Below are 25,468 nucleotides of genomic sequence, written 5' to 3' on the forward strand. Positions count from 1 at the left end.
TAATGCTGCCGCTATTTTACTCGTTCTTTAAAATCCAGGGGATTGCTATGCATCCGATGATGACTATTGCCACACGCGCTGCGCGCGCTGCTGGCCAAACAATTATGCGCGCCTATACTGAACTCGACCGTGTTGAGGTAAGTACCAAAGGAATTAATGACTTTGTTACGAGTGTAGACAAGGAAGCAGAAGCAACTATCACATATCAAATTCGTAAGTCATACCCAGATCACACGATCGTGGGTGAAGAAGACGGTGAAAACCGTGGACAGAATAAAGATTATGTATGGATAGTCGATCCTTTGGATGGTACCAACAACTTCGTACGTGGTATTCCTCATTTCGCGGTTTCAATTGCCTTACAACATAAAGGTGTGACTGAAATCGCTGTAATTTACGATCCTGTCCGTGAAGAGCTATTTTCAGCTGTCCGCGGTAAAGGCGCAAAAGTTAACGATTTCCGCATGCGCGTGACTAGCGTAAATGAATTAGACAGCACCATGATTGGTACTGGATTTCCATTTAAAGCTCGTCAGCACACTGAAACTTACATGAAAATCTTAGCTGAAGTTTTCCCACAATGTGCTGATTTACGTCGCGCCGGTTCTGCAGCATTAGATTTAGCCTACGTAGCTGCTGGCCGCTTAGATGGTTTCTTCGAAATCGGTTTAAAGCCTTGGGACATAGCTGCTGGAGACTTAATTTGTCGTGAAGCCGGCGGTACAGTTACTGATTTTACTGGCGGTCACAATTACCTAGTCTCAGGTAACATTGTTGCTGGAACGCCAAAAGTGACATCTCAATTAGTTAAAATCATGCGCCCTTTATTAAATGAAGGTTTAAAGCGCTAATCGCTTCGTATTATTAACTAAATAAAAACCGCTAACTTATTTAGCGGTTTTTTTATGTCTGTGATTTAGATCGCTGGGCAAATTGCTCACTTTCCTTAATAATGTTGACTTACTCACAAATATTAGAGCCATTATGCATAGAGTTAAACATGCCAGTATCCAATCATTAAAGTCGATTGAATACTTAGTCCTTTTCATCATCGCTTTAGCGACTATTTTTGCTATTGGCGAAGAAATTTTACATATGTTCGCCATTAGAACCGTCGAACTTGCAGATCTGTTATTACTATTCATTTACCTCGAAGTTTTGGCGATGGTAGTTAATTACATAGAATCAGGTAAATTACCCATCCGCATGCCACTCTATATCGCGATTGTGGCATTAGCTCGATATCTCATTTTAGATATGAAAGGCATGGACGATTGGCGTATTTTAGCCATTTCATTTTCTACCATCGTACTTGCTACTACGGTAATCGTTATTAGATGGGGACAATTAAAAATGCCATATCCAAAAAACCAAGACTACGACAGCTAATCTTAAAAATAAGCTAACTAAAAACGCCAAACATTTTGTTTGGCGTTTTTGCTTTAAATAAGCATTTGGTATTGCTTAAAAAAGCCAATATGCTAAAACTAAAGTATCGTGTCCCATATGGAGAGTTAAAATGGACCAAGAGCCAACAGGTTTTGAAGAAAAGCGCACATCACTGCGTGTCGACATGGAAGCAGAAAGAGTCAAGTTACACTGGATCAGTAAAACAGGTGAAAGTCATGATGACGCAGCCGTGTGCATAGACCTAGCGCGTAAAGGTGTATTATTTGATTACTGTAAGGCTTTTGAAGTAGGTGAATTAGTAGCTATGACGTTTAACGAGGGGACCGATAAACAAAATACAATTAAAGGACAAGTTTGTCGTTGCACTAAAAGTAATGACCAAAGCTACCATATTGCATTGCAATTACTGTAATGATTTACGGAGAATAAACACTTTGTTGAACCAAAGTGGCGTCTGTAATTAGCCAGAATCAAAATATGGCCTATACTCATTTTAACAAGTTAAACTTATCGCTTTGGCATATTGAATTTGAACAGTAAAGGGAGAAGAGTATGATACTGCTCGTAGGCGGTGAAAAAGGCGGCAGCGGAAAAAGTTGCTTAGCGCAAAACCTTGCCGTTTATATTACTCAAAAATTCAATGCTAATGTGTTGATGGTTGATTGTGATCCACAGCGCACAACATCAGACTGGATCCAGGCACGAAACAATGACCCAAATCTAGCTCCCATCAACTGTATTCAGCTATATGGCAAAATTCGTAATGATTTACTGAGCCTAGATGAAAGGTTTGATTACGTCATTGTTGATTGTGGCGGCCAAGACAACCTAGCAATGCGAGCAGCAATGTCGGTTGCCACCTATGTTGTCATTCCATTAAGACCGAAGCGTCGCGACCTAAAAACATTACCGCATATGGAAGATATGCTCAGTACTTGTAAAATGGTCAATCCCAAAATGGTTGCCACCATTGTGATTACGCAGTGCCCTGCTTTACCCTCCCAATTCAAGCGTATTTTAGAAGCTAAAGAAGTCGTTGAATCTTTCAACCTTCGCGCGCTTAACTCTGTTACCTTCAGTCGTAACATTTATGATGACAGTGAAGAAAGTGGATCTTCGGTTTTAGAAATCGAACCTGATGGCAAAGCCGCTCTTGAAATTAGAGCGATTGCTGATGAATTATTCGCAATACCACCAGAAAATAGTTATGAGTTTAACTGACCTTAAGCGTAAAAAACCAAAGCTGCATAAAAAATCAGTTTCGGTTGATGACTTTATTGAAGATGCCAATAACTATGCTTTTGGCAAAAAAACTGTGGTGGGTGATGACTCCCCTGCGCAACAATCAACTCAGGCCTTTTTGAAAGGGCTCGATAAAAAAAGCGTCAAAATATATCGTCATGCGACTTTTACCCTTACGGAAAAAAGTATCAGTCAATTAGATGAGTTATCCAAAAATGCTGGAATGGCTAAATCCAAATTATTACGGATATTAATTGATGACTTTTACCACTTATCCGCCAGCAATCAACAAAAGCGCTTAAAGTAGTAATACACGCTCACTTTACCCCACCTTTTTAGGTATAATTACAACAGACTATTATTTCATACGGCTACACAATTATTATGACCCAGCAAAACAATCCACTTCATGGCATTAAATTGGAAACTATTATTACCTATTTAGTGGATAAATATGGCTGGGAAGATTTAGCCCTAAGAATTAATATCCGGTGTTTTAAAGACAACCCAAGTATTAAATCAAGCCTAACGTTTTTACGCAAAACACAATGGGCCAGAGACAAAGTCGAATACTTATATTTAAAGAGCAATAAACTGCCTTTACCAATCAGGCCAGACCGTGATGAGCAGGCAAAAAAATCGAGAACACAATCTTCGACTGCAACAAAAAAGCGCCCCCTCACTACAAGCATGAAGGCTATTGATGCAAACACATCATCAGACACAAGTCCTATCAATTCGCAGATATGGGGAAAAAGTTAAGCCCCATTACCGTGGACTTAGCATGGATGATACGCTAGCTTTCGTTGGGCCAGATACGGCCAATCGGAAGCGTTAGGATGTTTTTGTATTAGGCGAAAATGGGTGAAGCAGACTGCATATAAAGTGTAATCCGAGATCGAACCCCATCGAAAACATGCACTTTTCAGCATTTTTAGTCTAGGGCAATGCGGGGGCCAAAGGACTTCTTTTGCAGAAAAACGTGTGTTTTGCCACTTTGGTCTGATGTGAGTGAAGCGCCAGGATGTTAATTTGATTAAAAGGCTAGCAAGTTTTGACACCGAAATGTGCTCGCCCTAATCCGTTTATCCGAAAAAGTGCCAAACTTTACTATAAACAGACATTAAGATTAATTCACTGAGCAAAAATAAATTGTTTAGTAGAAACTCTGTTTATAAAGGAACCCATTACAACGGAAATTCGAAAATAAGTCGCCAAACTTGTAAGCCACCTCCTGCCTGGTAACTTAACCCCAAACGATCAAATTTCAATCCATCCCAACCAAAAACATCATAACCTATAGGTCTAGAAAACTTAAACGTTGCCCCTACTTCATAAGAGTGGCTTGTCAGCACATCTTTTCCCGTCGGATTAACGAATTTTATTTTATCAAAATACCAATGTGCTCCAACAAATAATCTGGGCTCGACTTCTTTATCTTGCCATTGCCACTTAGTGCCCAAGCCAAAGTCGAATCCACTTTTCAAAACTGAATAACTCTCAGCACGATTATTCAGGCTACTACGATAACCTGCATAGTAGATTCTATTAACCCAAATTGGGCTATAGGTTTGATTATCAATTTTATAAATCGAAGATACACCTGTAGAAAAAATACCCACATTACTTTCGTTCGAAAAATTATAGCCGTAACCTAAATCTATGTAGCTTTCTATGGTCAGCTTTTCATCAACAAACCAATGATATTCTATCCCTGGAGTGATAGTCATAGTACCGACATTGTCGGGTAAATCACCACCAGGTAAATCATTAAATGTGTAGTCAAAAAAACCTAATGAGACCGGCAGGCGTAATTTCACTAAATGATCATCGGCTTCATCAAGCGTAAATGCTAATGGCACATTCACCACAGCGGCACTTTGACCAGATGTGCGATAGATGCCGCTGCCAAGATAATTGGCAAAGGCATAGTGAGAAGCATCAGGCGCGAGTTTACTCACTTCAGAAAAGGCAGGTAAGCTGCAGCAAAAAGCCATAGCAAAGGCTATGGCTTTAGGTAAGGCCACTTGAAAATGTCGAGCTATGGCGTTTATAAAAACGTTAGCTTTGCTCGTCATTAAAATGGTACTCAGACATCATATGGCCAAGCTCTGTTGACTTGGTTTTCAAGTAAGCTTCATTGTAACGATTTTTACCCACTTGCAATGGAACTCTATCAACAACCTCAATTCCCTCTTGTTGCATGGCTTTCACTTTTCGAGGGTTATTGGTCATCAAACGAACACGAGTGACGTTAATTTGTTCGAGCATGGGCTTAATCATATCGTATTGGCGCATATCAGCTTTAAAACCTAAGCGTTCGTTAGCCTCAACCGTATTAGCACCAGCATCTTGCAACTCATAAGCTCGAATTTTATTGAGTAATCCAATACCACGACCTTCTTGACGTAAGTATAAGATAAACCCTTGCCCTAATTCGGCAATATTTTGCATGGCCGTCTGCAATTGAAAACCACAATCACAGCGTAAACTGAATAAAGCATCACCGGTTAAACATTCTGAGTGGATACGACCTAAAATAGCATCGTCTGCATTTAATTCGCCAAACGTTAATGCTACATGCTCTTTGCCGGTTTCTGTATCTTCAAAACCGTGCATAGCAAAAACACCCCAAGGGGTAGGTAATTGAGAAGTGGCGATATATTTTATCGACATGAAATAGACCTTACGACAATACTCATTCCCTGAGCTCTATAATATGAGACCGTATTTCCAGAGACTAAATTGCCTTAGAATGGTCGTCGGTTACTCGAAAGTAACCAACTACACTAAAAATTTGAATTGGTATTAAAACTTACTCGGAGCAAAACCCGTTACAGTTTGAATACCCATTTCGCGACCTAATGCGGTCATTGGGTGCACAACAACTAATCCTTTAACTGACTTTTTCAACTTACCCATATCAGCCTGTTCGGCTTTAGTGAGTTCACGCTTGAAAGGTAAGTTTTTAACTTCCCCACCCGCTTTATTTAGCTCACGAGTTTGTTGACCTTTAACGTTAGCAATACGTTTAGTCATTGCGGTGATTTCTTTTTTGAACTGCAGAATGACAACTGCGTCGCCACGCTGCTCAGCCGCCGCTAATTTGCGACGAAATTTATCAAGCTTATCATTCAGTGTTTGCAGTTCTTGCTTTAAATTCATTACTTTACCTTTAAACTAATCAGACAATTGCCATGCGGATTAAATAGACACTATTCAATATGAAACCAGATCGCAATTTAAGGTGGGAATTATATACCCAAAGTGAGCTAATTTGCGAACATCAATCAAAGGTTTGTGCATAATAGCAATAGAATAAATACCACTTCAGCAGGTATTGAGGTTGCCTTTAGCGATATGCTGATTTTATTCCACTATAAATAAGCGCCCCCCAACATGCCGCAATCTCTTTTTAGCGAGTTTCAGGTCAGTCCTAACACGAAAATTAAAAATCGATTTGTAAAAGCGGCAATGGAAGAGAACCTCGCTAATGCCCAACAGTTACCCGACGAAAAGCTCTTCAAACTTTACCAACAGTGGGCTGATGGTGGTGTGGGTCTTATCATTACAGGTAATGTGATGATTGATAAATGGGCGATGACCGGACCCGGTGGTGTCGCACTAGAACAAACCACCCCGTTAGCGCCTTTTAAAAAATGGGCAAAAATAGCCAAAAGTAACAACACTAAAGTTTGGATGCAGCTAAATCATCCAGGGCGACAAGTGTTCAAAGCAATGGGAGGTAAAAATCTTGCACCTTCAGCTATTGCGCTCAACCTTGGTAAGCACTCAAATTTATTTTCTATCCCAAAAGCGATGATTGATGAGGAAATCGAAGACATCATTTATCGCTTCGGACAAAGTGCTTTTAAAGCTAAACAAGCAGGATTTGATGGTGTCGAAATCCATGCCGCCCATGGGTATTTATTGGCGCAATTTCTGTCACCTTTAACTAACCAACGCAATGACCAATGGGGAGGAAGTTTAGCCAATCGTTCACGATTATTAATAGCAGTCATTAAACAAGTCAGAAAAACCTGCGGCGATGATTTTGATGTAGCAGTCAAACTCAATTCAGCCGATTTTCAACGTGGCGGCTTCGATATAGATGATGCTGAGCAAGTGATTAATTGGTTAGCCGAGCATAATGTTAATTTGGTCGAATTATCAGGTGGAAGTTATGAAGCTCCTGCGATGCAAGGCCGTAGTGCAGATGAACGCTCTCTCGCTCGTGAAGCCTACTTTTTAAGTTTTACTGAAAAATTAGTCCAGCGCTCGCCTATACCTTTAATGTTAACTGGCGGCATTCAAAAATTTGGCATTGCTCAAAAAGTCATTAATACGGGGTTTAGTTTATGTGGCTTAGCTACAACGCTAGCATACAAACCAGATATCATTAATGTGTGGTATAAGACACCAGAATTTAGGCTTAACATTCCGGCGATTAATTGGTCAAACAAAACCTTAGCAGCACTGGCGACGATGGCCATTATCAAAAGGCAACTAAGACGCATGAGTCAAGGGCAAAAGCCTAAACTAACCGACTCACCATTTTTGAGTTTACTCATCGAGCAAATAAAAAACCGCCGCAGAACCAAAGTCTATCGTCGTCAGTTAACGGAAAAGAGTGAATGTCGTTAATGCGAGATAACAAGCATCCGCAACTTGCAAGCCATTGGATGCAAAACGAGTGATTAGCTTTATCGTGTTTGAAATAGCCATTGGACTGATTTATGAAGATAACACTAAAAACGATAGTGTGTGTAATATACTAATATTATGAGTATTAAATAATATTTAAATGAATAATGGAGCCAATATTGTCAATAACTAGACTCTTTAATTTACATCAATGGGATGCTGAAGATTTTGGAAAAGTGATATTCGTTTTCATTATCAGTTTATCAACCTACCTTCTTTTGTCTTTACCACAGGTTATCGAGGCTAAAATAGCTTATGCCGTGAGTTTAGCTTTTGCCGTTGCGGCATTTCTAGTAAGTCATAGCCGTATTAAGAATAGTTTGAGTAGCCTATCTTTTGTACTGTTACTTTTTATCGGCTTGTACTACCCACTTGATTTAGAAGAAATTGAAGAGTTATATATCCTTCTGCCATTTATCTATTTAACCGTTCACCCAGGCAGTTTTTACCCGATTACTATTAGCTTATTGCTTACATCTGCCTATTTCCCCTCGATTGATGCCCATGAATTAAGTGATGTTATCGAAGACATTATCGAATTAGTGGTGATAACAAGTTTTGCCACCGTTATGGTGTATTTTCAGCAAAAATCACTACAACAAATGCATCATTTTCGTTTTGAAAGTTACACTGATTACTTAACCAGGTTACCAAACCGCAAAAAATTCATGGAGCACATGTCAGAGTTAAAGACTCAAGCGACATTAGATGAGGCGCAACACCACTTTGCATTATTAATTGTCGACTTAGATGGCTTCAAAAAGATTAATGATCAACTAGGGCATATTTACGGCGACCAAGTATTACGTATGGTGGCTGATCGCTTAGCGAAATTGGTTAGCCGTCATTGTTATGCTTATCGAATTGGTGGTGATGAGTTCGCCTTTATATTAGATGAGCCGCCTGAATTATTGCAATCAAAGGCAGAAGCGCTTGCACAAAAAGTGTTAACTCTTTGCCAGCAACCTTACACGTTATTGAATAAACACTACACTGTCACAGCCAGCATTGGTATTGCTGCTTACCCAATCGATGCCAGTGAGATAGAAATATTATGCAGCAATGCGGATATGGCGATGTATCGCGCAAAGTATGCAGGCAAAAACAGCTTTTCATTTTATGATAATCAACTAATGGAAGAACTGGTTAAACGACACGAGTTAGAAAATGATTTAAAGCAAGCTATTAGCAATAATGAACTGTTTCTGCTTTATCAACCTAAAGTCTGTTTAGCCACAGGGAAATTTAATTCTGCTGAAGCTTTAATTCGCTGGCGCCATCCTAAATATGGCTTAATCAACCCTGCTGAGTTTATTAATATCGCAGAAGAAAGTAACAGTATTATTGAAATTGGATTATGGGTGATGTCAACGGCCTGCCACCAATTGATGCTGTGGCGAGAACAATATGATTTTCGTTGTATTGCAGTGAATGTTTCCTCGGTACAGCTACAACAAACCAGTTTTAGTCATGATGTATTATCAATATTAACTGACCTTAAGTGCCCTGCTGAATGCCTTGAAATTGAACAAACTGAAAGCTGGATAATGGATAATCCAGCACTTAATATCGCCGTGTTATCAAAACTCAAAAAGATTGGCGTTCGTTTATCACTTGATGATTTTGGCACCGCTTATTCATCTTTGAGCCAAATTGGGCGTTTGCCTCTGGATATTTTAAAAATTGATAAAAGCTTTATCGATCATTGTGTCGAAAAACAAAATGACCATATGATCGTAAGAACCATTATTCAATTGGGTCATAATCTAGGAATGAAGATAGTGGCAGAAGGCGTTGAAACAGATGCGCAACGCCAGTTATTACAGCAAGAAGGCTGTGATGAATATCAAGGCTATTTATTTGCGAAACCGCTGTCGGCTGAAGAGTTTGAAAACAAACTTATACAGCAACTAGCAACTAGCAACTAGCAACTAGCAACTAGCAATAGTATTTTGCACCAGGGCTACCGCATGAGTGATTGTATTCTATACAACTCGTGAAAGTTTATTAAACGAAACGCCGTGAAATCACCCATGATGGCTTAACACTGCGTCCATGCAGTTGATATTCGATTAATAAACTTCCACTAATTGAGCGAAAAGCATTCGCGATCTCACCCTGTATTTTGCACACTCAAAGATAAATGAAATCGCTTCAAAGTGACTTGCTTATAGTATGAATAATTTGATTTGCGCTGCCCCGCCACTTCAATGACGGGTCAGCCAAGGCCTGTTCAAACTTGCCATCAATCAAGACATCAACCAAGGCCACTATCGCAGCTTGTTCTACAGATAACTCGTCCATTTGATAACCTGTCCATAACCAAATGTCTTTTCCGATACACTCTTTTTTGACTCGATGAATCAATTGCAGCACGGCTGAAACATTGGCAGGATGGAGAGGATCGCCACCACTTAGCGATAAACCTCGGCGACGAATGCGAGTATCATTTAAATCAGCAATAATCTTGTCTTCTAACTGCTGGGTAAATTGATAACCCGCATCTACACGCCAGGTAGACTGGTTATAACAGCCCTTGCAAGCATGATTGCAGCCGCTAACGAACAAGGTACATCGTGTGCCCTCGCCGTTAACAACATCAATACTGTGATAAGCGCTATAAAACATTAGATGTGTTTCACCCGACGTTTAACCTCTTCCTGCTTACCATAGTTAAACGGTCTCGCATCTGGACTGCCAAGATATCCACACACACGGCGAGTTACGGAAACTCGGCTTGGCTCGTGGTTACCACATTTGGGGCAAACAAAGCCTTTACTGGTACAATTAAATTCCCCTAAAAATCCGCAATCATAACATTCATCAATAGGGGTGTTAGTGCCGTAATAAGGCACACGGCTATAACTGTAGTCCCAAACATCTTCAAGAGCATCAATGTTATGTTGCATATTTGGATATTCACCGTAGCAGATAAACCCGCCATTGGTTATTTCAGGATAAGGTTGTTCAAAATCAATTTTATCAAACGGATTCACTTTCTTTTCAACATCTAAATGGAAACTATTGGTGTAGTAGCCTTTATCGGTTACCCCTTTTATCAGCCCGAACTCTTTAGCATCTAAATTACAGAAACGGCTACATAGGTTTTCACTCGGGGTACTGTACAGACTAAAGCCGTAGCCAGACTCTTGCTTCCATAGTTCGGTTTTTTGTTTTAAAAACGCCACAATCGCGATCGCTTTTTCACGTAAAAGTTCATCATCGAATACATGAGTTTCAGTGCCATAAAGCGCATTAATGGTTTCGTGCAAGCCAATATAGCCTAATGAAATAGATGAGCGGCCGTGTTTGAAGATTTCACTGATATCATCATCCGCCTTTAAGCGAACACCACAAGCGCCTTCCATATACAAAATCGGTGCAACACGGGCTTTCACCCCTACTAAGCGGGCAATACGTGTATCTAAAGCGCTTTTAGCAACCACTAATCGTTTTTCCAGCAGAGCATAAAACTGGCTTTCATCGCCTTTGGCTTCTATTGCGATGCGCGGCAGGTTTACACTTACCACACCTAAATTGTTGCGTCCTTCATGTACAAGTTCACCATCTTGTTCATATGTGCCTAAAAAGGAACGACACCCCATAGGGGTTTTAAAGGAACCCGTCACTTTTTCAACTTGTTCATAATTCAAAATGTCAGGGTACATGCGCATACTGGCACAGGCTAGCGCTTGGCGTTTAATATCATAATTTACATCAGCAGCTTTATGGTTTACGCCATTTTTAATGGCAAAAACTAATTTGGGAAATACCGCCGTTTTACGATTTTTACCTAAGCCGGCCATCCGCACAGTTAAGATAGATTGCTGAATTAAGCGCGACTCCCAACTGACCCCGAGACCAAAGCCAAAAGTAACAAAAGGCGTTTGACCATTAGCCGTGTGCAAGGTGTTGACTTCATATTCAAGCGATTGAAATGCATCATGACATTCTTTTTCAGTTTGTGCAGAAGCAAAGGCTTCGGCGTCATCAATACACCATTTTTTACCTATTAGTAGATGTTTTTGATAACTTTTCTGAACAAAAGGAGCTAAGACTTCATCAATGCGATTAATGGTCGTGCCGCCGTAAATATGGCTAGCTACCTGGGCAATAATTTGAGCAGTTACGGCTGTCGCCGTTGAAATCGATTTTGGGGTTTCGATTTCAGCATTACCCATTTTAAAGCCTTCAGTCAGCATGCCCGCTAGATCAATGAGCATGCAATTAAACATCGGGAAAAATGGCGCGTAGTCTAAGTCATGGTAATGTAACTCACCGCGTTCATGGGCAATGACCACATCTTTTGGCAATAGATGTGTTTTGGCATAATGTTTTGCCACAATGCCTGCAAGTAAATCACGCTGCGTCGGAATAACCTTAGCGTCTTTATTGGCATTTTCATTCAGAAGGCTGCTATCGCTTTGTTCAACTAAACCTCGTATCTCGCGATTTAGCTTACTTTTGGTTTCGCGACTGACATCACGGTCATGACGATATTCAATATAATGACGGGCAACAGATTTAAACGGGCCAGACATTAAGATATTTTCAACCGCATCTTGCAGTTGATGAATATCCACTTCCGCCTGTCCTATAAACTGCTTTTCGACTACCGCGGCTAAAGTATGTGCATAATCGCTGTCTGATTGCCCTGCAGAGTCCATTGCTGCGATAACAGCTGCTTCAATTCGACTTGCATCAAATACTGTACGGCAACCGTCCCGTTTAATAACAACCAACATGATTTATTCTCCTTTAGCGCCGCATAAACTACATATCGACATAAAAAACACACATAACACTATATGTTGTGTATTAAGCGCTAACTAATCATCAGGCGCATTGATCTGGATCATCATTATTTACGCTAAAGGAAAGCAAGATAAATTTGTGCGACTCACTCCAGCGATCATAGTTTTGCCACTTGACCGCTGAAGTAAAACTGACTATTACACGGATGATAAATTAATTTTTAATCGATGCATTGATTAAATGCGCGATATCTTCAACTGCTTTTCTGCCCGCTGCAATGGCTTCTTCGGCGCGGTGAAATTCCATCGTACCTATATCTGTCACGTCTGGAATAATACAAATATCTGGCGGGTCACCCATCAGCCGCGCCCGTTTATGTCTTTGCTCTAAAATATCCATAGATTGAGACATCACTGCCAACATCCCGGGGTGAGACTTACTGCCCATTGCAAACTTGTCGGTTAGACTGGCTATATAATCTTTGCCCTTCCCCAGCAAATCCATAAATCCAGATTCTTGTTGTTCAGTTTGAGCCACTGATTTTTCAACCACTGGCGATTTTTCACTATTAATTTGCTGCGGCAATATCTGTAGCTGGGTGCGCCGATAACCGTTCAAATCGACCGCAATCACAATATCAACGTCAAGTGCCCTGCACAAAGACACCGGCACAGGGTTTACCACAGCGCCATCCACCAACCATCTGCCAGCTTGCTGAACTGGAGGTAAAAATCCTGGCATTGAACAGGAGGCCCGAACTGCATGCCTTAATGGACCTTGCCTAAACCAAATTTCTTGGCCAGTATACAAATCGGTGGCAACTGCAGCAAAAGGTTTGGCTAAACTTTCGATATCGATAGCACCAATGCGTGCAGACATCACATCAAATACTTTTTCCCCGCTAATTAAACCGCCTTTTCGCCAACTGATATCCATTAAACTAATAATGTCCCAACTTGAAAAGCCACATACCCAATTTTTTAATTCCGCTAGGTTATCATTAGCATATGCAGCACCAACAAGTGCGCCAACAGAACAACCAGCAACTTTGTCAGGATAAACGCCCAGTTCAGCCAGCCCTTCTAGCACGCCAATATGTGCCCAGCCTTTCGCAGCACCACTTCCTAAGGCAAGCCCTACTCTTGGCTTTGTTTTGGGTGAATGATGAATCGCTACCATGTATTTAAATTCCTTTGGGATGACGTTAGCTTAAATGTAGGATTTTATTATCAAACATCTGAATTCCAACATCTTGTATAATAATGCTCAAACGATTGATTATGGTTCACTCAATCGACCTGACAATTATCAGCGCTTATGTTAAAACGCATGGAAAAACGCTAACTTAAACCATGTTTGAAACAATTCGCGCAAATGAGAGATAACCTTAATATCAATCTTAAAAGTGAATTAAATCTTAAATAAACGCCCAGCGCCGTTTTTTGTTATCACCGGCAATCCTCGCCATAAAAAGTCATTCCACTCCCAATTGACTAGAACTCTGCTTTTCAAATCAATTCATAGCATAAACAAGCAAGCTGTTATTGGCTATAGCCAGTATATACAGCTATAATGTCGGGCTATTATTTTTTAGGGGATCCACCTTTGCAGTTTTCTGATTTTTCGCTTGATAAACGCTTGTTAGACAGTTTGAAGCACATGGGTATCACTACCCCCACAGAGATCCAAGAACAAGCCTTACCTATTGCCCTTGCGGGTAAAGATTTGATGGCGTCATCGAAAACTGGCTCGGGGAAAACCTTAGCATTTTTATTGCCAGCAATGCAGCGGATCATTTCGACCAGAGCGCTGTCGAAAAAAGACCCTCGGGTACTCATTTTGTTGCCTACGCGTGAACTTGCACAGCAAGTATATGGCCAGCTTAGGTTACTGGTGGCTAACACTCAGTACAAAGCCATGAGTGTACTCGGCGGTGAAAATTTTAATGACCAAGCTAAAGGCCTAGCACGTGAACCGCATTTTATTGTGGCCACACCGGGACGAATTGCTGACCATCTACAACAACGGCATTTATTTTTAAATGGCTTAGAATTACTGATCCTTGATGAAGCTGATCGCATGCTAGACCTAGGTTTTGCGCCGCAATTGAAAGCCATCAATGATGCTGCTGACCATAAACGTCGTCAGACATTAATGTTTTCAGCCACGTTAGATCATCAAAGTATCAATGACATTGCCACAACGCTTTTGAATAACCCAAGTCATGTTGCCATTGGCGCAAGTTATGCCGAACATAAAGACATTGAGCAAAAAATGCTGTTTGCTGATCACTTAGATCACAAACAGGCTTTACTAAGCCACCTATTGAAGCAGCCTGAAAACAAGCAAACAATTGTGTTCACTGCAACCAGAGCGGATACCGAGCGCTTAGCTTCTTTACTTGCTGAACAAGGTTTTTCAACATCGGCTTTAAGCGGTGAATTAAAGCAATCGGCACGTAACCAAATTATGGATCAGTTCAGTAGAGGTCAGCAGCAAATTCTGGTTACGACCGATGTCGCATCTCGTGGTTTAGATTTAATTAACGTGTCATTAGTGGTTAACTTTGACATGCCAAAATTTGCCGAAGAATATGTGCACCGCATTGGCCGCACTGGCCGTGCTGGCGCAAAAGGCGTCGCAGTTTCTCTTGTAGGCCCTAAAGATTGGCAAAGTTTTTTACAAGTACAGTCATTTTTACGTAAAAACTTTGAGTTTAGCGCCATCGACGGCTTACCGGCTAAGTTTTCAGGGCTAACTAAGCAAGCAAGTACTAAAGCCGTTAACGCTAAGCCTAAGGCTAAATCCGCCACCGCAGCTAAAGCGAAGCAAAAGCCTAAGGCTGCTCCGAAGCGCGATAAAAGATTTATTACCGGTGTTGATGTGGGTGATGCCCCTATGCGCCGTAAAGCCAAACCACTGCCGATTATTGAACAAGATAACAAAGATAGTGAAGATTAATAGTTAAGTGATTGAGACGGTTAAACCCCGTCATCATTTGAATAGTGTGTAAGAGTAAGGATTAACATGAAAGTTTGTGGTGTAGAGTTAAAAGGTGGCGAAGCCATCATCAGTTTATTAAGTTATGAAGGCGAAACCTTCAACGTACCAAGTTGTCGTAAGGTGTCTTTTGCGGTTTCAGATTCAGCCTCAACGGAGTCAATTCGTGATTTTCATTTTGCGTTTCATAAGCTAATGGAAGATTACAAAATTGATCAAATTGCCATTATTGAGCGTGAACAAAAAGGTAAATTAGCGGGCAGTGCTACTAGCTTTAAATTAGAAGCCGCTATTCAATTAACTGAATTACCTGTGGTGATGATTTCGCCTGTCACGATTAAAGAGCAACTTAAGCGTAATCCACCGCAAGCAGATTTTGATTCATTAGACTTAAAACGGGTACAACAAAATGCGTTTGAGGTAGCCTATGTACATCATAACCGTTTAATTTTCGGTAAAGTCTAACTAAGCAGCAATCTGCTTATCGACCACTGAAGATGTGTGCGCTATTAACAGCTAAACATTGTTATTAGCGCAAAATTTGTTTGAAGCCTTAGATTATGCCTATCACTAAAAAAACCGCTAAAGCCCCACCCAAAATGCCGTTGAAATCACCTAGCCAATCTCTTAAGCCTAAAATGGACATGAGTCAGCTAATCACCAGTGATGATATTAAAAAGCAGCAAAGTGAACGCAGTCCAATGCGTTATTTATCGGGCTATAGACCTGAAATTGTTAATCAAATTCAATCATTAGTGGACAACAACAAGCTTGCTGAGCATTTTTTACAGCGCTACCCTAGAATCCATGACATTCGCACAGACAAAGCACTTTATGATATGGCGATAGCAATTAAAAATGCACATATGCGTCAATCCGATCCCTTAGCTAAGGTCATCTTTGATGACAAAATTAACTTAAGTCACCATGCCCTTGGCTTACATTCCTATGTAAATAGACGTCAGGGGAACAAAGTAAAAGCCAAAAATGAAATTCGAATCTCATCTCGCCTAAAGCACACGCCTATTGAATTACTACAAATGGTAGTCGTGCATGAACTGGCACACTTACGTGAAAAAGAGCATAACAAAGCTTTTTATCAGTTATGTACTTTTATGCTGGCAGATTACCACCAACTTGAATTTGACATGCGAGTCTGGTTAGTTGCTGACGAAGTTGGCCAATCGCCTTATTAACTAACCAGAACTCTGGATAACAACTTGCTTTCTAGAGGCTATTTTTTACTGATAACTGTGCTAAATTTATTTGCAATAGGCCAGCTATTGACGCACAAATTTGCCTTGTTCTAAGAAAAAATATCTCTCTAGAATACATGGCTTAGATATATGTTTTTTAATTTCATAAACTTAGCCAATCTCTTATCCAGAGTTCAGGTTAACGAAGGTCATAATGCGCTTACAAAGTGCATAAACCCATCACTCTCTGATTAGCTCGTTAAGATAAAGACACCAAACATCTTTGCAAGGTGCAAGTTTCTCACTCAGTGCCTACGGGTTGTGATTTCAATCTAGTTTACAGAGACTATAACCAGTGTTGAGATTAAATATCGACCCCAAAGCCAATAATAAGCTGAAAATCATCTCTCTCCGGAACCTGGCCATCAGTCTCAGCTCGAGGGTTACTGCTTCTGTCCCATACTAATGACAGGTCTAGATCAAACATATCGGTTAACTCTACGACAATTCCGGTAACGGCATGATGAGTATAACCGCCAGAATTTTGATTACCCAATTGCATGCGATAATCAGCATTGAAATCAATCGAGTCGGTCAGCTCAGTACTAAAAGTAGTGTCGACAAACAAAGTGCCACTACTTTCATTATCATCCTCGCCTAACTCAACCTCTTTAAAATTCGTCATGGTATAAGCGGGACCACCACTGATACTCCACTCGGTTTTGGCCGTATCAATAATACTATAACCGACACCCGAACCTAGGGTGATTCTAGATGAAATATTCATAAAGGGATCGGTATAGTATTCAACAAATACTGGTCGTAAGAAGAACTGATTAGATAAAAACCAATCGAAAAAGCTGTTTACACGGTGATTATTAGTGGTTTTCTCGTCGCCGGATTTACTGTAATTACCCAGATAATCGGTCCTAAAACGTGATTCAGTGGTTCTACGGATCATTCTAGCTTTAGCTGAGTAATCAATTTGGTCATTATTGCCAGAGCGCAGATTAGCCCCTAAAGACATAGTACTCGACCAATAATTGGCTTCATGCGGCTCACCGGCAATAATAGTAATGATATCATTAAGATTAAATACCACGCCATCAAGATAGCCATGACCATCTTGGATCAACAAACGCCCACTACGAGTAGATAAATCGGAAAAGCCAATGCTCACTGCCCCGCGACTTTGCAACACAATCACATCTTCCCAGTCGACAATAAGCGTACCAAGTTGATCACTCTTAAACTCTAGCTTATTGCCATACAGATGTTTAATTTTGCCTTTAAGCAATTCATTGCTGTTTAACTGTAGCCAATCATACTTATCGCCCACAGGTACTCGAACCTGCATCGGAGTAAATTGGTGCTCAACGTTTTGTTGTTCTGTTAGCGCTTGTGCTACGACATTGGAACAAATTAAATAGCTACAGAAAGTAAAAGCGAACGGTTTAAAGGTTCGCTTTACATTTAAAAAGCGGATCATGTAAGTTTTCCATTGGCTGCAGCTAACCTGTAAGCTGCAATTAAGTGATAATCGGTTGATATTTTAAAGCCTAGCACCAGCTTAAACAACTGCTAGAAGCTAGCATATCAGCTGAATTTGATGATGTTAATGAGTAAGATAACGGACTTATTTTAAGCAAAAAAAACTGCAGCTATTAGCTGCAGTTTATTGGAATAAGTCAGTTAAATAATAAACTAACCAAGTTCCATCATCATTTTTCGACTTCTTACGATAGACTCAAATTCAGATAATTCTTTTTTGGGTAAGGTTTTTGCTTCTGCAATATTGGCTTTCATTGGATCAACCGGACGTCCATTAACATGGAACTCATAATGTAAATGAGGGCCCGTAGATGCGCCTGTATTACCCGATAATGCGATAACTTGGCCACGCTTAACACGTTGGCCTTTTTTCACTTTAAACTTGGATAAGTGTAAATAACGAGTACGCACTTTGTTGTCATGTTCAATGACAATGTACTTACCAGCAAACGCGTGGTTTGCCACTAAAGTCACGACACCTTCACCTGGGGCGACAACATTAGTCCCTACTGGAGTGGCGAAATCGGTACCGTTGTGAGGACGCACTCGACCAGTTATAGGATGCTTACGTTTTGGATTAAAACGCGAACTCATACGATAATTTTTATATAACGGCACACGCTGAAATGCTGGCGCTAAGCTTTGGCCTTTTTCATCGTAGTAGTTACCATCAAGATGTTGGAATGCTGTAATGTCTCTACGACCAGTGTGAATTTGAATGCCTTCAACATTCGTAGTACCAGTTGATTCACCAGCAATAAATTGATCATTCATCAAAACAGAGAAACGATCACCAGCGCGTAATTCACGAGCAAAATTTAATTTACTCTTTAATAGATTTTCAATTTTAGCAATTTCTGCAGCACTTAAGCCCGCAGCTTTTGCAGATAAATAGAATGAACCATTAATCTCACCGCCAACCACACGATTTTGCCACATACCTTCTATATTAATATCTTCAACTTCAAAAGAACCGTCTTCAAATCGGGTAAAAACCACTTGGTGTGCTGGGGTAAAATATAATTCCATTTTGGTTAGTTGGCCCTGGCCATCATCCCAAAATTGAATGCGGTTACCAGGCATTAACGTGTCTAATGCTAATACTTCTAAATCAGCTTCAAGCACTTTATACATGGTTTTCTGATCGATACCCGCCATTTCAAACAATTTACTCAAGGTATCACCTCGAGCAATAACATGTTCAAGAATAGGGGTCGGTTCATTAATGCTGGTATTTATCTTAGCTGGAGCGCTGATATTGGGAATTAATGAGTCAATATCGAGTGCAACTGGGATGCGTTTTGATGAAAACTCTTGTTGAGTCGGCCACAATATGACTGCACCAATAACAAAAACACTCGCCAGTAAGACTTTTTTATGCAAATTGGGCAAGTTAGATAAACTTGCAGATGGCTTTTCAAAGCCCATAATTTTACTCGTTAGCAATCTGTAATCCACCTAAAAGTGTTTTGTTATTATTTATTGTTATTAATTTTCTGACTTTTATTGCAAATCTTATTGCGTGTTATCAATGTGTTAATGAAAAATTAATCAATAAAGTATTTATCATTAAAATGTATCGACAGATACCTTGTTCCACAATGATAAAATTTCATGTGCTCTGTTATATCAAATTATTGTCATATTACAAATATAAAATGTGGTGTTTTTACATTATTTTTTAGGCTGGATGCCACTATTAGCAGGAGATTGAGCCAGATCACACTCTAATTTTACTCAACTCATAGCAAACTGATTTTGTAGTTTACTTACACCAAGACCATTTATTTTATTGACTTTTATTTGTACTGCGATGCGTTCTTTCATCGCTTCAATATGGCTAATTACCCCAATCATTTTTCCTGATGCATTTAAATTATCCAGAGCATCAAGTGCCGTATCCAATGTTTGGCTATCTAATGTTCCGAAACCTTCATCAAGAAAAAGTGAGTCAATGCTGGTTTTATGACTAACAAGATCGGATAACGCCAATGCCAGCGCTAAACTCACCAGAAAACTTTCACCACCGGATAAGGTACGAGTGTCACGAATAGCATCACCTTGCCATGTATCTAGCACTTGTAACTCAAGGGCTTCAGTATCTTTGCGTTCCAACTGGTAACGGCCATGCAGTCTATCCAATTGTCGATTAGCTAACTCGACTAAATGATCAAGTGTTAATCCCTGAGCAAAACGACGGAATTTATCCCCCTTTTGCGAGCCAATTAATCCCTGTAAATAAGCAATATCATCATAATCTTGCTTAGCTAGGCTAAATTGCTCCAATAAGTTCTGTTGTTGCTGCTTTAACTCAAGATCTTGCTTTAAAGCGTGCTGACATTGCCATAATATTTGCTGCTGAAACTGCTGACGCTCAAGTAGCGTTTGCTGTTCTAAGGTAACATCATCTAAATGCATCGCATCAAACGCATGCAACACGCCTTGCTGTTGTAATTCGTTAATATTTTTAGCGGCTTGAGCAAATAGCACTTGCGACTCTTGTAATTGATTATCAAGCTGGCGTTTTAATGCTGTTAATCTTTGATGCTCTTCAGGCGTCAACAATGCACGTTGAAATTCATGTTCATTTTCAAATGGACTGACTGTTAATGCTTGATGCCAACGTTCAACCACCTGTTGATGGTCTAGATACTCTAATTCAAGTTGTTGGCTCAATCCCAGTTTTTGGGTTGTTAAGGTTTGTATTTGAGCCTTACTTTCTTGCAGTCGAGCGAGTTTGGTCTGTAAATCACTTTCTTGAAGCCCCAACTCATGCTCGCTTTGATGCTTGACTTCATCGACTTGTTTATCTGCAAATAAATCCGCTCTTTGTTGCTGCTTTAATTGTAAATCCTGTTGCGTTTTAGTCAGCCCTGTTTGAGTCAAACTGATTTGTTCAGTGATTTGAGTTGCTTGATACTGGTATTGCTGCAACTCCTGCTCCAATAATGCCAATTGCTGACGGTTACGTTCCTGTGTTTGACGAGCATCTAGCCATTGCTGAATATCTGCCTCAAGTGCGTATAGCCATGAAGCTATATCAGCCCATTCGGGTAGGGGTAAGTCACACTTTTGGATATGATTAATTAACTGCTGTTTGATGGCGCTTAAATTTGACTCAATTAAGTTAATTTGATGATTGTGCTTATCAATCTGCTGCAGCGCCGTTTTCAGCTCAAGCTGCGCCAACTGCAGTTTACTATTGTCGGCGTTTTGTCGCTGTTCCAATTGAGTCTTTTGCTCAATCACTTGGCTGACTGAGTCGTTAAGTACTTTCAACTTCAACATCACATCAGACAGCTGCTTTTTATGTTCATCCACAGTGGCAATATAATCAGCAATGGCTTGTTGAGATTGTATTTCATCTAAATCAAAACTCACATCCAAAGCCTGACAGCAATCAATTGTTTGCTGACGGTATTGCAACAATTTGGTTTGCAATTCTTCGATAGCGCTTTGTTGATTCTGTTGAATATAAGTCAACTCAGCCAAGTCTTGCTTTTGCTGCTCGCCTTGTGTTTTTAGTCGTTCAAGCTCATCGAGCAACACCGCTTCTCTTTGCTCCGTTTGCGATAAGTCCAGTTTTTGATAGGAAGAAACCAAAGGGTGCTCGGTAGAACCACATAATGCACATGGCTCTCCCTCTACCAGTTTTGCCCGTTCACGAGTGAGATCTGCAATACGATGCTCTTGCTTAAGTAATTGCTGCACATCTTTCAATTGCACATTTTTATCGCTCCACAGTCCCCGAGTTTGGGTCAGTGCATTTTCTTTGCCTGCTATTTCAAGTTGACGTTGCTGGATAGCCTGCTCTGCATCAGCACAGACTTGACGTCCTTGGATAGAATCTTTGCTAAATTGTGCTAGTTTTTCACGTAAACTTTGTTGCTCTAATAGCTGTTGATATTCATTATGCAAGTCACTTTCGGTTCTACCCGCCAATAATTGACTGATATTGGTTTGTAGGTTTTGTTGCTCACCATTCAAAAGCGCCACTTGATCGCGATTAACAGTAATGCTTTTTTGTACATCATCAATTTGCTGTTGAAGCATATCCGACGTGTGGGTTTGCACCTCTATCTCAGCACGATATTCCTGCTGGGTTTTAGCCTGAGACAACCATTGTTGATGTTGAGATTTCCATGCAGCAATATGCTGGGCAATTACCTGCCCTTGGGGGAACTGACCCACTAACGTCGATAAATGATGCTGATTTTGGTTAATATTCGCGATAGCATGCTGAGTATCGATTAACCGCTTACTCAATCGCTGTTGCTCTAATTGCTGTTTGGCAAAGGATTGCTGCTCACGTTCAAACTGCTGTGTTAGCACTTTAATTTCATGATCTAAAGGTATAATTTGCTGGTCAATTAGCCGCAACAATTGTTTGTGTGAGGTTTTAGCCGCATCGACTGATAATTGTTGAGCAGTATAAGCCTGTTCATTCAGGCTGACCTTGATGTTTGATTGTTGTAACTGCTGCCCAATGCCTTCAATTTGCATGGATAAATCAGCCAACTTTTTAGCTAAATAAGCTTGTTGTTCAAATATCGGCTTTAGCTGCTGCGCAGGTTCGCTATCTGCTAATTTTTGCAATCCACTTTGTTGATCAACAATCGCTTGCTTTGCCTGTTCAAATGCCTGCTGGCAGGCTAAATGGTGTTCAGAGGAATGAGTCAGTTGCTTGTGCCACTGCAAAAACTGCTTTTTATGCTCAATTTGCTGCTGCAGTTGTTTCAAGTCGCGGGTTAATGTTTGCTGCTGTGTTTCATTTTCTGTCACTTGCTCTGCAGTTAATACCTGAACATGATTAATTTGGCTTTCGAGTAACTGTAATTGCTGCTTGGATTGACTAAACTCCTGATGTACCCGCTCGGATATCAAACCATAAATTTCGGTACCCGTTAATTCTTCAAGTAGCTCAGCCCTGACATTAGCATCGGCGTTGAGAAATGCGGCAAACTCGCCCTGCGATAACATCATAGACTTGGTAAAACGCGCAAAATCTAATCCGGTTATTTTTTCAATAGCGTCTGATTTTAATTTTATTTGGCTGGCAATAATTTTTCCGTCAGCTATTTGTGCTAACTCGACTTGCGCATCCTGTAAGTTGCCATCAGCATTATCACGGGCACGTCTTTGGCTCCAAAATGCACGATAACCAACCCCTTTGACTTCAAATTCCACTTCAGCCAAGCACTCACTCGTGCCTCGGGTCATTAGCTCATTTGTGGATTTTGATATCACTGCTAAACGCGGTGTTCTATGATAAAGCGCTAAACAAATAGCATCTAAGATGGTGGTTTTGCCTGACCCCGTTGGACCAATAATGGCAAACAAACCATTTTCAGCAAATGGACTGGCAGTAAAATCGATTTTCCATTCATCTTTAAGCGAGTTAATATTTTTAAAACGCAGAGACAGTATTTTCATTATTTATTCTCCGCTTGCTGCGCTAATTCAACGTCTTGCTGTAATTGATCAAACTTGCTTATCAGCCGCTGTTTAAATGTTTCATCGTCAAACTGTTCTTGCATTAACCTGCGCTGAAAAACCTCTTTAACCGATAACTCAGACAAGGTTTCGTTGTGGCGACTTTGTATCGCCTTCTGGCGGAGCCCACGCGCACGTTTAAGTTGTAGCACTTCAATAGCTTTATGCTGCGTAAGCTCTACTATTCTGGATTGTAAGTCTGAGAGATAATCTTGCTCTGTCACCTCAATACTTACCCAAGTGTCATTAAATGCAGGCGAGAGAGTAGACTCGCAATGATCCGCAAACTGCGCGACCTGATCGGCTATTTGTGTCAGGTTTCCTTTGAGCATTTGCATCGGTTGAAACATTGGAATATCAAGGGTGTTAACCTGCATGTGGTTATCTTGCTGCCATTGCACTAACACCACACTTTTATTGGCTTGATTATCGTTAGACAGTTCATCAAAACTCAATGCAATTGGTGACCCCGAATAGCGAATATGCTCAGTTTTTGCCACTTTTTGTGACCGATGAATATGCCCTAGCGCGATGTAATCCGCTGGCGGAAATAAATTGGCATTAAAGGCATCTAAACTGCCAATATAAATATCACGCACCGATTCAGAGGTACTCGCACCAACCGTGGTTAAATGGCCAGTGGCAATAATGGGTAATGTTTTGCCCGTTACTGATTGATGTTGAATGTTTAATTGTGTGGCCTGATCGAAACTGGCCTGATAATAGTCAGCGATAGCATTGCCTAATTTGACTTGTTTGTCTTTAGCGCTTTCGCCAACCTGACTTTGGGTTAACTCTCTAGGGCGCAAAAAGGGTAAGCCACAAATAATAGCACCAGGCTCCCCCTGGCGATTGGTTATCTCAAAGGCATGTTCTGCGGGTGTTGATAATGCACCAGGGATCACAAGGGTATTAAGACAGGCTAATAGCTCCTTTGATTCACCTAGCATAGACACTGAATCATGGTTACCACCTAAAATAATAAGCTGGCAACCAGATTGCTGCATTTGCACAATAAATTGATTATAAAGGGTTCGGGCATAACTAGGAGGTGTGCCAGTATCGAAAATATCACCGGCAATAATAAGCGCATCAACCTGATGTAGTTCAATTTGCTCCAGTAACCAAGTCATAAATGCTTGATGCTCAGCGGCGCGACTTTTACCAAAGAAATGCTGACCAAGATGCCAGTCTGAAGTATGGATGATACGCATAAAAAACCTTCAATCTAATCTAATTAAGATCTACACCACTTTACAGCAGTGAGCACTCAATAAAATGGGACAACGATTACATGTATTGCGACCAGAGCAATTTAATACTCATGGCAAATGACATAATAACCACTAAAGGCTTAATAATTTTGATGCCTTTAGTCATCACTAACCGAGAGCCCAATGTTGCGCCAATCGCTTGGCCCACAAGCATAACCAACCCGAGCACCACAGCAACTTGACCACCAATGATAAAGAAGATTAATGACGCGATATTGGTAGCAAAATTAAGCACCTTAGCATGAGCGGTCGCTTTGGCTAATCCAAATCCCGCTAATGAGACAAAGGCTAAGGCAAAAAAGCTGCCGGTACCGGGTCCAAAAAAACCATCATAAAATCCCACACCCAAAGCTGCTGTAAACGCAAACAAGGTGGGTGTTAATACTTGTTGGCGATCATCTTCGGCAATTTTTTTAGAAAAAAGGAAGTAACAGCCAATGGCTAAGATGAGAAAAGGCAACACAAACTGAAGAAGCTCAACATCAATCATTTGCACCAGTATGGTACCAATAGCTGCGCCAATAAAAGCACAAATTAACGACAGCCTGATTGCTTTTAAATCAACCATGCCTTTGCGAATAAAATATAAACTCGCAAAAAAACTGCCACCACAAGCTTGTAACTTATTGGTTCCTAATGCCGCAGCTGGCGGTAAACCCGCCCACATCAATGCTGGAATGGTGATTAAGCCACCACCGCCGGCGATAGAGTCTATAAAACCTGCAAGCAGCGCAACGGCAAATAAAATCAGGCCAATTTGTAAAGTTAATTCAAACATGGGTCAAAACCAGTACAGGCAAAGAGAGGTATTAAACCTGCTTTAAAACAGAATTACAAAATATC

General features: G+C 40.6%; 22 protein-coding genes. 11 read left to right on the top strand and 11 right to left on the bottom strand.

Features of this window, described 5'->3' with window-relative positions; genetic code table 11:
* The first annotated feature begins 47 nt into the window (after nt 1–47).
* The 6 genes from suhB (at nt 48) to NE535_RS01250 (ending at nt 3,414) form a co-directional block, all read left to right on the top strand.
* A complete protein-coding gene (suhB, locus tag NE535_RS01225) occupies nt 48–851 on the top strand; it encodes an inositol-1-monophosphatase (RefSeq protein ID WP_261296869.1) in 804 nt (267 codons plus the stop codon).
* Nucleotides 852–984: 133 nt separating this feature from the next.
* Nucleotides 985–1,389, top strand: coding sequence for a phosphate-starvation-inducible protein PsiE (locus NE535_RS01230; protein ID WP_261296870.1), 405 nt, complete (start codon nt 985–987; stop codon nt 1,387–1,389).
* A 130-nt stretch (nt 1,390–1,519) separates the two neighbouring features.
* A complete protein-coding gene (locus tag NE535_RS01235) occupies nt 1,520–1,822 on the top strand; it encodes a PilZ domain-containing protein (protein WP_261296871.1) in 303 nt (100 codons plus the stop codon).
* Between the two features lie 140 nt (nt 1,823–1,962).
* On the top strand, nt 1,963–2,631 hold the full coding sequence (locus NE535_RS01240) for an AAA family ATPase (RefSeq protein ID WP_261296872.1): 669 nt from the start codon (nt 1,963–1,965) through the stop codon (nt 2,629–2,631).
* Entirely contained in the window at nt 2,618–2,959 is a 342-nt protein-coding gene (locus tag NE535_RS01245; RefSeq protein WP_261296873.1) for a replication protein RepA, read from the top strand. The genes NE535_RS01240 and NE535_RS01245 overlap by 14 nt, the downstream gene beginning before the upstream one ends.
* Nucleotides 2,960–3,036: 77 nt before the next feature.
* Entirely contained in the window at nt 3,037–3,414 is a 378-nt protein-coding gene (locus tag NE535_RS01250) for a VF530 family protein (protein ID WP_261296874.1), read from the top strand.
* 425 nt (nt 3,415–3,839) lie between these two features.
* Here the strand turns inward: NE535_RS01250 and NE535_RS01255 are convergent, their stop codons facing one another.
* The 3 genes from NE535_RS01255 to NE535_RS01265 all read right to left on the bottom strand — a co-directional run bounded on the left by NE535_RS01255 (nt 3,840) and on the right by NE535_RS01265 (nt 5,817).
* Nucleotides 3,840–4,730, bottom strand: a complete 891-nt coding sequence (locus NE535_RS01255) for a hypothetical protein (protein WP_261296875.1) — start codon at nt 4,728–4,730, stop codon at nt 3,840–3,842.
* Nucleotides 4,714–5,328 carry a GTP cyclohydrolase II gene (ribA, locus tag NE535_RS01260; protein ID WP_261296876.1) on the bottom strand — a complete coding sequence of 205 codons (615 nt, stop codon included), beginning with the start codon at nt 5,326–5,328 and terminating at the stop codon, nt 4,714–4,716. Before ribA ends, NE535_RS01255 begins: the two co-directional genes overlap by 17 nt.
* 132 nt (nt 5,329–5,460) lie before the next feature.
* On the bottom strand, nt 5,461–5,817 hold the full coding sequence (locus NE535_RS01265) for a YibL family ribosome-associated protein (protein WP_261296877.1): 357 nt from the start codon (nt 5,815–5,817) through the stop codon (nt 5,461–5,463).
* A gap of 234 nt (nt 5,818–6,051) precedes the next feature.
* On the opposite strand from NE535_RS01265, the gene NE535_RS01270 reads away from it, so the two are divergent.
* Together NE535_RS01270 and NE535_RS01275 are read left to right on the top strand one after the other, a co-directional pair.
* Complete coding sequence (locus NE535_RS01270) at nt 6,052–7,296, top strand: NADH:flavin oxidoreductase/NADH oxidase family protein (protein WP_261296878.1); 1,245 nt, start codon at nt 6,052–6,054, stop codon at nt 7,294–7,296.
* Between the two features lie 179 nt (nt 7,297–7,475).
* Nucleotides 7,476–9,284: a putative bifunctional diguanylate cyclase/phosphodiesterase gene (locus NE535_RS01275; protein ID WP_261296879.1), complete on the top strand. Its 1,809-nt coding sequence runs from the start codon at nt 7,476–7,478 to the stop codon at nt 9,282–9,284.
* 226 nt (nt 9,285–9,510) lie between these two features.
* Here the strand turns inward: NE535_RS01275 and nrdG are convergent, their stop codons facing one another.
* From nrdG to rssA, 3 genes are all read right to left on the bottom strand, one after another.
* Complete coding sequence (gene nrdG / locus NE535_RS01280; protein ID WP_261296880.1) at nt 9,511–9,984, bottom strand: anaerobic ribonucleoside-triphosphate reductase-activating protein; 474 nt, start codon at nt 9,982–9,984, stop codon at nt 9,511–9,513.
* Entirely contained in the window at nt 9,984–12,101 is a 2,118-nt protein-coding gene (gene nrdD / locus NE535_RS01285; protein WP_261296881.1) for an anaerobic ribonucleoside-triphosphate reductase, read from the bottom strand. Before nrdD ends, nrdG begins: the two co-directional genes overlap by 1 nt.
* Nucleotides 12,102–12,324: 223 nt before the next feature.
* Nucleotides 12,325–13,290, bottom strand: coding sequence for a patatin-like phospholipase RssA (gene rssA, locus NE535_RS01290; RefSeq protein ID WP_261296882.1), 966 nt, complete (start codon nt 13,288–13,290; stop codon nt 12,325–12,327).
* Between the two features lie 426 nt (nt 13,291–13,716).
* Here rssA and NE535_RS01295 point away from each other — a divergent pair, with 426 nt between their 5' ends.
* From NE535_RS01295 to NE535_RS01305, 3 genes are all read left to right on the top strand, one after another.
* Nucleotides 13,717–15,072 carry a DEAD/DEAH box helicase gene (locus NE535_RS01295; RefSeq protein ID WP_261296883.1) on the top strand — a complete coding sequence of 452 codons (1,356 nt, stop codon included), beginning with the start codon at nt 13,717–13,719 and terminating at the stop codon, nt 15,070–15,072.
* Nucleotides 15,073–15,138: 66 nt separating this feature from the next.
* Nucleotides 15,139–15,576 carry a DUF3010 family protein gene (locus NE535_RS01300; protein WP_261296884.1) on the top strand — a complete coding sequence of 146 codons (438 nt, stop codon included), beginning with the start codon at nt 15,139–15,141 and terminating at the stop codon, nt 15,574–15,576.
* A gap of 236 nt (nt 15,577–15,812) precedes the next feature.
* Nucleotides 15,813–16,307: a M48 metallopeptidase family protein gene (locus NE535_RS01305; protein ID WP_261296947.1), complete on the top strand. Its 495-nt coding sequence runs from the start codon at nt 15,813–15,815 to the stop codon at nt 16,305–16,307.
* Nucleotides 16,308–16,671: 364 nt separating this feature from the next.
* Here the strand turns inward: NE535_RS01305 and NE535_RS01310 are convergent, their stop codons facing one another.
* The 5 genes from NE535_RS01310 to NE535_RS01330 form a co-directional block, all read right to left on the bottom strand.
* Complete coding sequence (locus NE535_RS01310) at nt 16,672–17,796, bottom strand: DUF481 domain-containing protein (protein WP_261296885.1); 1,125 nt, start codon at nt 17,794–17,796, stop codon at nt 16,672–16,674.
* A gap of 215 nt (nt 17,797–18,011) precedes the next feature.
* A complete protein-coding gene (locus NE535_RS01315; protein ID WP_425347430.1) occupies nt 18,012–19,304 on the bottom strand; it encodes a peptidoglycan DD-metalloendopeptidase family protein in 1,293 nt (430 codons plus the stop codon).
* Nucleotides 19,305–19,595: 291 nt separating this feature from the next.
* Nucleotides 19,596–23,291, bottom strand: coding sequence for an AAA family ATPase (locus NE535_RS01320; protein WP_261296886.1), 3,696 nt, complete (start codon nt 23,289–23,291; stop codon nt 19,596–19,598).
* On the bottom strand, nt 23,291–24,565 hold the full coding sequence (gene sbcD / locus NE535_RS01325; protein WP_261296887.1) for an exonuclease subunit SbcD: 1,275 nt from the start codon (nt 24,563–24,565) through the stop codon (nt 23,291–23,293). The genes NE535_RS01320 and sbcD overlap by 1 nt, the downstream gene beginning before the upstream one ends.
* Before the next feature lie 76 nt (nt 24,566–24,641).
* Nucleotides 24,642–25,403, bottom strand: coding sequence for a TSUP family transporter (locus tag NE535_RS01330; RefSeq protein WP_261296888.1), 762 nt, complete (start codon nt 25,401–25,403; stop codon nt 24,642–24,644).
* Between the last annotated feature and the right edge of the window lie 65 nt (nt 25,404–25,468).

The organism is Shewanella holmiensis (genome assembly GCF_025370255.1).
Classification (GTDB): domain Bacteria; phylum Pseudomonadota; class Gammaproteobacteria; order Enterobacterales; family Shewanellaceae; genus Shewanella; species Shewanella holmiensis.

What these genes read in the sequence shown, in the direction of transcription:
- NE535_RS01320 (WP_261296886.1), bottom strand. Translation starts at nt 23,291, where the DNA reads ATGAAAATACTGTCTCTGCGTTTTAAAAATATTAACTCGCTTAAAGAT.
- NE535_RS01330 (WP_261296888.1), bottom strand. Translation starts at nt 25,403, where the DNA reads ATGTTTGAATTAACTTTACAAATTGGCCTGATTTTATTTGCCGTTGCG.
- NE535_RS01245 (WP_261296873.1), top strand. Translation starts at nt 2,618, where the DNA reads ATGAGTTTAACTGACCTTAAGCGTAAAAAACCAAAGCTGCATAAAAAA.
- nrdD (WP_261296881.1), bottom strand. Translation starts at nt 12,101, where the DNA reads ATGTTGGTTGTTATTAAACGGGACGGTTGCCGTACAGTATTTGATGCA.
- NE535_RS01270 (WP_261296878.1), top strand. Translation starts at nt 6,052, where the DNA reads ATGCCGCAATCTCTTTTTAGCGAGTTTCAGGTCAGTCCTAACACGAAA.
- NE535_RS01235 (WP_261296871.1), top strand. Translation starts at nt 1,520, where the DNA reads ATGGACCAAGAGCCAACAGGTTTTGAAGAAAAGCGCACATCACTGCGT.
- suhB (WP_261296869.1), top strand. Translation starts at nt 48, where the DNA reads ATGCATCCGATGATGACTATTGCCACACGCGCTGCGCGCGCTGCTGGC.
- NE535_RS01255 (WP_261296875.1), bottom strand. Translation starts at nt 4,730, where the DNA reads ATGACGAGCAAAGCTAACGTTTTTATAAACGCCATAGCTCGACATTTT.
- NE535_RS01310 (WP_261296885.1), bottom strand. Translation starts at nt 17,796, where the DNA reads ATGATCCGCTTTTTAAATGTAAAGCGAACCTTTAAACCGTTCGCTTTT.
- NE535_RS01300 (WP_261296884.1), top strand. Translation starts at nt 15,139, where the DNA reads ATGAAAGTTTGTGGTGTAGAGTTAAAAGGTGGCGAAGCCATCATCAGT.
- sbcD (WP_261296887.1), bottom strand. Translation starts at nt 24,565, where the DNA reads ATGCGTATCATCCATACTTCAGACTGGCATCTTGGTCAGCATTTCTTT.
- NE535_RS01240 (WP_261296872.1), top strand. Translation starts at nt 1,963, where the DNA reads ATGATACTGCTCGTAGGCGGTGAAAAAGGCGGCAGCGGAAAAAGTTGC.
- ribA (WP_261296876.1), bottom strand. Translation starts at nt 5,328, where the DNA reads ATGTCGATAAAATATATCGCCACTTCTCAATTACCTACCCCTTGGGGT.
- rssA (WP_261296882.1), bottom strand. Translation starts at nt 13,290, where the DNA reads ATGGTAGCGATTCATCATTCACCCAAAACAAAGCCAAGAGTAGGGCTT.
- NE535_RS01265 (WP_261296877.1), bottom strand. Translation starts at nt 5,817, where the DNA reads ATGAATTTAAAGCAAGAACTGCAAACACTGAATGATAAGCTTGATAAA.
- NE535_RS01230 (WP_261296870.1), top strand. Translation starts at nt 985, where the DNA reads ATGCATAGAGTTAAACATGCCAGTATCCAATCATTAAAGTCGATTGAA.
- nrdG (WP_261296880.1), bottom strand. Translation starts at nt 9,984, where the DNA reads ATGTTTTATAGCGCTTATCACAGTATTGATGTTGTTAACGGCGAGGGC.
- NE535_RS01305 (WP_261296947.1), top strand. Translation starts at nt 15,813, where the DNA reads ATGCGTTATTTATCGGGCTATAGACCTGAAATTGTTAATCAAATTCAA.
- NE535_RS01250 (WP_261296874.1), top strand. Translation starts at nt 3,037, where the DNA reads ATGACCCAGCAAAACAATCCACTTCATGGCATTAAATTGGAAACTATT.